The sequence below is a fragment of the Desulfosarcina cetonica JCM 12296 genome (assembly GCF_001311845.1).
Taxonomy (GTDB): Bacteria; Desulfobacterota; Desulfobacteria; order Desulfobacterales; family Desulfosarcinaceae; genus Desulfosarcina; species Desulfosarcina cetonica.
Genome location: NZ_BBCC01000320.1, coordinates 1 through 4242 on the forward strand (window position 1 = coordinate 1; position 4242 = coordinate 4242).

Genomic DNA, 4242 nt, shown 5'->3' on the forward strand with positions numbered 1-4242 from the left:
CGGCAGGATCGAAGCCGTGCATCAATGGCAGGTCAACGCAGTCGTGTTGGATGGAATAACCCTCAACCTCAACTCCCCCGTTCATGGAAAGGAAGGTCTGTATGATGTGGATGCGTTTCCGTTCAATTTTACCCGGTGTCTTGGTTGGTTTGGTTGTAATTGTCACCTTCGGCATGGTGATGGTTCCCGTTGCCGGAGCGGCGATGGTCGTTGCCCCATCGAAGATCATCATCAACAGCAACGTCAACGCCGAAAATTACAAACTGAAAAACGACAACGACAATACGATCAAGGCCATTATCGGGTACCCGTTGGCGGAAGGTGACGTGGTGGATGAAGATCCGTCGGATATCGTGATGACAATTTCTATTGGCGATGACGTGATCTCGACGATTGAAGCCTTTAGCCTGCGCTATTGCTATGTGGATGATAACCTGATCGTTGAATTCGATCGATCGGCGGTTGTCCGTGAGCTGCTTTCCGGAGAGGTGCTGGGATGGGTTGACGTTGAGGTCGCCGGCAGTTTTAATGTGGTGGATGCGGATGGTGTTGTTGCTGCCCACGAGATCTATGAAATCGCCACTATCCTGGTCAGCGATCCTCAGTCCGCCAAATAAGTCCGCCACGAAAAGGTTCAGAATATGGCCGCTTATATTGCCTGCGACAGCATTATCGGTAACCATCGGCGCTCGGTCGATCATCGGCAGGACCACTACACCGATTTGCAATTGTGAAAAACGGGGCTGAATTCTATAAGGCGAACAGGGAGCGGTTGTATGCTTACCTGCTGCGGATGACCGGTGACCTCCAATTGGCGGCGGATTTGGTTCAGGAGAGCTTTGTCCGGTATCTGGATCGCTATGGAGACCAAAAAAGCAACCGCGCCCTGCTTTATACGATTGCCCGCAATGCCGCATTGGACATCATGCGCAGGCACAAGGCCGATGCCGGGGTCGAGATGGATGACCATGCCGACCCCGGTACCAGTCCCGAACAAACGGTCATCGATCGGCAGGCGCTGACCCGCATGCTGATGGCGGTTCAGCAACTTGCGCCCATGGAACGAGAGCTCATTGCCTTGGTGGTCAGCGCGGACCTGTCCTATCGTGAGATTGCCCGGATGTTGAATATCAGCGAGGCCAACGTCAAGGTCAAGGTGCATCGGGCGCGGGTCCGGCTTCGGGAAATCCTCGCGTCAGAGGCTGTTTGAAAATTTCGTCTTTTCAAACAGCCTTTCAGGAGGTGGATGATGGCGTATCTGTCAAGCATGTTTATCGACAACGAACTGGATCTTGACGAGAAGGTGCAGTTCGTGGACAAGATTCATTTGGAACAGCCTTTCTACCAGGAGACGCGAGAACTTCTCCTTCAGGAGCGGCTGCTGCGCATGCCGGTCGACACCCGCCGGCTGCTACCGGAACGGCTCCCGCTGCGGGAACGCCCACGGCCTTGGCTCAAGCGCCTGATCCAACCGGTGGCTTATGCGGCGGCCGGTTTTGCCGCCGCAGGCCTGCTCTTGCTGATGCTCGTTCGGCCGACCCCGCCGGCACCCGCCGCCAGTCGATTTGTCATTTACGAGCCGGCCGCCCACCAGGTGGAGCTTGCCGGCTCATTCACCGATTGGCGGCGCATGCCGCTTCAGCCGGTCGGCAACAGTGGGTATTGGGAGCTTCACTTGCGGCTGCCGGCGGGCGAATACCGATTCGCCTATATTCTGGACGGCACCCGTCAGGTCGCCGATCCCACGCTGCCGGGACGTGAAAGGGACGACTTCGGCGGGGAAAATTCGATTCTTAACGTGGAGGGGCAGGTTTGACGCGGATCCTGGTTTTGGCCATGCTGGCCGGCCTGATGAGTTATGGCTGTGCCGTGCATGATTACCGGCGGCAAGGTGATGTGGTGACCCTGATGCTTCGGAAACCGGATGCGCGCCAGGTATCGCTCTATACGTCCCTGGACCGGTTCAAACCCCGCTTGGCAAGCGCGGTGGACGGGCGATGGGAGGTGACCCTGCCGGCCGTGAAAACATTTCGCTACTTCTACCGGGTAGATGGTGTTCTCTATGTGCCCGACTGCCCGCGAAAGGAACAAGACGATTTCGGCGCTGAGAATTGCATTTTCGATCCCAACGGGTAGCCCCAACCCCATACCCCCCACCACAGCCGGCAACCCATTGGCCGTTCAGGAGGCGGAAGCTCCCTCAGGCCGTTGTTTTACCTGATAGATCACATCCACCTGATTTCGGGCGCCGTTTTCCAGCTTCAGCGACGAGGGTTGCAACACCAGGCTAACCGTCGTCGTACCGCTGCCGGTGATGTTTTCCAGGGGGATCTTTTCGGTATAAATGGTTTCGATCTGCTTGAGCATGAGACTGCCTCCCACCACCTTGACCGTGTCCGGAATGATCCGGACTCTTTCCAGAAGCAACCCTTTATCCAACTTTCCGGACCAATCCGCCTGGACGGCCAGGGTCTTCTCCATCGGCACATCCAGATTGACCTCGAGCGCCTGCGGGTCCACCTGTTTGAGCTGGATTCCCGGTGGCAGGGTGATGGATTCCCGTGAAATGGGGACCAGGTTGCTGCCGGGCACGGCATTGGCCAGATTTAGCTTGACCTTGACCTGGTCCGGCCGAATCGACTTGATCAGGGAGCCGGAGCCGGATAGCTGAAGCTTGACGCTGCTGGCCGAAGCGGAGAAGAGTTCCATGCGCGGATCACGGTTCATGAACTCCACCGGTACATCCAAGGTGACCAGGGTTTCCAACCCGCGGGCGAAACTGAACCAAATGCCGGTCATGCTGGCCAGGCAGAGCAGGGCGGCCAGGCTCAGTTCCAGGGTTTGGCGCTTCAAACCGCTGCGCTCGGCGGCCCCACCCGCATGTTCCCGCAGAATCCGTTCCAGTTCGACATTGTCTTCGATGTGGATGATTTTTTCATCCTTGAAAACCGTTACCCGTCCGCGTTCTTCGGAGACCACGATCACCATGGCGTCACTCTGCTCGGCGAGGCCGACGGCAGCCCGGTGGCGGGTGCCGAAATAGGCGGGCAGATCGTTGCGCTTGGACAGGGGCAGGATGGCGGCCACCTCGGTGACCTGGTCTCCCTGGATGATCGTGGCGCCGTCGTGGACCGGCGTGCCATGCCAGAAAATACTCACCAGCATCTCCCGGGAGAGTTTTCCCTGCCAGACCACGCCGCCCTGAATCACCGATTCGAGGCCTTTTTTCAGCGGCAGGACAATCAGGCGCCCAGTTTGCGACGGGCCAGTTCATAGACACTTTCCACGATCGTATCTACCGGCGTATGCACCTGGCGTTTGGGGATGCCCCAGAAGAAGGATTTGAAATTCCGGGTTTGCAGGACGGCGGCGATCTCGTTGCGGAAGACGATGATGATGATCAGTGCACCGACGGCGATGATGCCTTGCATGGCCCAGGCGGTGACGATCAACCCCATGCTGACCGCCACGCGTTCGACGATCCACAGCATGGCGATGGCGATAATCATCCGGATGACATTGGTGCCCCGGAACAGCACATATAATCGGAAGAGAATGTAGCTGTTGAGCAGAATGTCAATGACATCCTGCCAGCGCAGGCCTGAGGAAAAAGGGTTGGGATCCATGGGGGTCAGTCCGTGATGCTGAAGCGCAGGGTGCGCAGAATCGTGTCGTTCTCGTCGGTGATTTCGACCCGCCACGGACCTTTGTCGGCATCCCGCAATTGGACGCTGGTGAAGGATGCCCAGCGGGGCGGATTGATGGTCAGCCGCTTATCGGTGATCAGACTGTCGTTGCGGTACCATTTGTGATGAATAAACGTCTGCCGGGGAACCGGGTCGAAGTCGGTAAAACAGGAGATCCGGCCTAATTCAATGGAGAAAACAACGGCCGGGTTGACCGGTGCGTATTCCTGGATGCTTTCACACATTACCGCCCGGACCAGTTTCAGTCCGTTGGCCGGTGCCTCCTCCTCACCCCGGGCCGGAGCGAGCGTCAGCATCGTCATGACCAGCATCAGTGCAACGATCGATTTCAAGGGGATGGCATACATTTTTTCATGCTACCGCACCTGTCTATTTTTTCAAGAGGAAATCGGGCCTTGTCCAGGGTCGTGGCCGGAGAAGATCGGCGCCATGAACCCCCTGCGGCGATCGTTTCCCGGGCGGATTCCGCAAGGCGCCTTGGGAATGGAGCCACAAGGCGCGCTAAAGGTCAGGTCGGACGGTGAGGGAGCGGTCG

At 57.7% G+C, this 4242-nt stretch carries 8 protein-coding genes; 4 read left to right on the forward strand and 4 right to left on the reverse strand.

Features of this window, described 5'->3' with window-relative positions:
* Positions 1-232 (reverse strand): hypothetical protein (locus tag JCM12296_RS42935; protein WP_218188412.1); only part of this gene is annotated, 232 nt, incomplete at its 3' end.
* Here JCM12296_RS42935 and JCM12296_RS32890 point away from each other — a divergent pair.
* The 4 genes from JCM12296_RS32890 to JCM12296_RS32905 all read left to right on the forward strand — a co-directional run bounded on the left by JCM12296_RS32890 (position 204) and on the right by JCM12296_RS32905 (position 2136).
* Positions 204-617 (forward strand): hypothetical protein, encoded by a 414-nt coding sequence (locus JCM12296_RS32890; RefSeq protein WP_218188413.1) that lies wholly within the window; start codon positions 204-206, stop codon positions 615-617. The two genes, JCM12296_RS42935 and JCM12296_RS32890, sit on opposite strands and share 29 nt — an antisense overlap.
* Before the next feature lie 113 nt (positions 618-730).
* A complete protein-coding gene (locus tag JCM12296_RS32895) occupies positions 731-1210 on the forward strand; it encodes an RNA polymerase sigma factor (RefSeq protein WP_281492246.1) in 480 nt (159 codons plus the stop codon).
* A 36-nt stretch (positions 1211-1246) separates the two neighbouring features.
* Entirely contained in the window at positions 1247-1816 is a 570-nt protein-coding gene (locus JCM12296_RS32900; protein WP_083456751.1) for a glycogen-binding domain-containing protein, read from the forward strand.
* Positions 1813-2136, forward strand: coding sequence for an early set domain-containing protein (locus JCM12296_RS32905; RefSeq protein WP_054702026.1), 324 nt, complete (start codon positions 1813-1815; stop codon positions 2134-2136). The genes JCM12296_RS32900 and JCM12296_RS32905 overlap by 4 nt, the downstream gene beginning before the upstream one ends.
* A gap of 45 nt (positions 2137-2181) precedes the next feature.
* Here JCM12296_RS32905 and JCM12296_RS32910 read toward each other — a convergent pair whose 3' ends face one another.
* From JCM12296_RS32910 to JCM12296_RS32915, 3 genes are read right to left on the reverse strand one after another with little or no spacing between them, the layout of a single operon-like run.
* Complete coding sequence (locus JCM12296_RS32910) at positions 2182-3210, reverse strand: diadenylate cyclase (RefSeq protein ID WP_246805246.1); 1029 nt, start codon at positions 3208-3210, stop codon at positions 2182-2184.
* 32 nt (positions 3211-3242) lie between these two features.
* Positions 3243-3626 carry a hypothetical protein gene (locus JCM12296_RS46620; protein ID WP_246805247.1) on the reverse strand — a complete coding sequence of 128 codons (384 nt, stop codon included), beginning with the start codon at positions 3624-3626 and terminating at the stop codon, positions 3243-3245.
* Positions 3627-3631: 5 nt separating this feature from the next.
* Positions 3632-4054 carry a DUF2914 domain-containing protein gene (locus tag JCM12296_RS32915; RefSeq protein ID WP_083456752.1) on the reverse strand — a complete coding sequence of 141 codons (423 nt, stop codon included), beginning with the start codon at positions 4052-4054 and terminating at the stop codon, positions 3632-3634.
* Positions 4055-4242 lie beyond the last annotated feature (188 nt).